This is a genomic window from Microbacterium sp. CCH5-D1, from assembly GCF_001557335.1.
Classification (GTDB): domain Bacteria; phylum Actinomycetota; class Actinomycetes; order Actinomycetales; family Microbacteriaceae; genus Microbacterium; species Microbacterium oxydans.
Genome location: NZ_LSJW01000093.1, coordinates 1 through 1567 on the forward strand (window position 1 = coordinate 1; position 1567 = coordinate 1567).

At 69.8% G+C, this 1567-nt stretch carries 2 protein-coding genes; both read right to left on the reverse strand.

Annotated elements, in window-relative coordinates:
• Window positions 1–16: 16 nt before the first annotated feature.
• Complete coding sequence (locus AX744_RS06380) at window positions 17–913, reverse strand: serine protein kinase RIO (protein ID WP_061015900.1); 897 nt, start codon at window positions 911–913, stop codon at window positions 17–19.
• A gap of 189 nt (window positions 914–1102) precedes the next feature.
• Window positions 1103–1567 (reverse strand): hypothetical protein (locus AX744_RS20575; RefSeq protein ID WP_197429165.1); only part of this gene is annotated, 465 nt, incomplete at its 5' end.

A 1567-nucleotide genomic window follows, 5' to 3' on the forward strand; every position in this document is an offset into this window, starting at 1 on the left:
GGGCGGGCGGGGCGTGTCAGGTGTAGGAGGCGGCGAGCAGCTCGGCGAACAGCTCCTCGGGGTCGCAGTCGACGCGTCGCCGGGTGAACCACTCGCAGATGTTCCTGCAGTCGCGGTGCAGCAGGTCGAGCCCCTGTGGGTTGGCGATGATGTCGACGATCTGCGGCAGGTCGATCACGCGCACCCGGCCCTCGTGCACCAGCAGGTTGTAGGGCGACAGGTCGCCGTGCGCGAAGCCGGCTGCGGCGAAGGTCCGCATCAGGTCGACCGTCTGCGCGTAGAAGCCCTGCAGCTCGGCGCGATCGCTGCGCACCTGGGCGAGGCGGGGCGCGGCCGTGCCGTCGGAGGTGCCGAGGAACTCCATCAGTACCTCGGTTCCGTTCACCTGCACCGGGTACGGCACGGGTGCGCCGAGCTCCCACATCCGGCAGAGCGCCTCGAACTCGGCGAACGACCACTGCGCTGCGGCCACCTCCCGGCCGTGGACCGACTTCCGTGCGAGCGCGCGCGTATCGCGGGTGTTCCGGGTGCTGCGGCCCTCCGTGTAGATCGACGAGCGGTGGAAGCTGCTGTGCTCGGCGCTGCGGTATCGCTTGGCGGCGAGCAGGCTGTGCTGCGTCGGGTCGCCAGGCACCGCGCGTTCGAGCAGGAACACGTCGGCTTCCTTGCCGGTCTTGAGGATGCCTCGCTCCGTGTCGAGCGCCCCGGCCGAGGTCACGATCCATGCGGGCCGGGGTTCAGGACCTCGCTCGGAAGGGGTGACCGCCGGCCACGTGGTCCAGCGCTGCCCCTCGCCGGGAACGACGTCGGCGAAGGTTAGTTCGGTCTCGAGGGCGTCGAAGGAAGAGGCGTCGAAAGAAGAGGATGGTGCGTCGAAGGACGCGGCTTCCGAGGAAGCGAAGAGATCAGACACGATGTGGCTCCGGGAGCAGGAGGCCACACCAGGATCAGGAGCGGGTGGCCTCGAGGGGAAGGTGGTCGGCGGAGAGCGCGACAAAGACGGTGTTCATGTCTTCGGCTCCTTCCGCTCGGACTTCCCGGGATCCTCCCGGTGCGTCGTCGAGCCTAGGGTGTCGACGACACCGTGTCCAGAGGCGCGTGTCTAGAGGCGCGTGTCCAGAGGGGGCCTGAGCCGGACGAGTACTCCATCGCCTTCGCCGCCGGTTGCGACCACCCAGGAGTCGCCCGCCCAGACGGCGGCATTCGCGCCACAGAGGAACGGCAGCGGATGCTCTCCGGAGGCGTTGCCCAGACGGAGGGCGTCACCGGAGCGGAGCGTGCCGTCGCTCGGGATGTCGGTGCACCTCATCCGACGCTCGATCGCCGCTCGCGCGTCGGATGAGCCGCCGACGATCACGCCCTGCGCGTCGCTCGGTTGCGGTCGTCCGCCCCACCACAGGGCTGTGCCGTCCGGTGCGACCGCGACGAGCGGACGATCGGCGACCTGCGCCTCCCTGCTCAGCTCCGTACCGTCGGCGGCGAGCACGATCCGCGCGGACGGAGTGGCGAGGTACATGTGTCCGGCGTCGTCGACATCAAGGCTGATCGGCGGGACGCCGGACACATG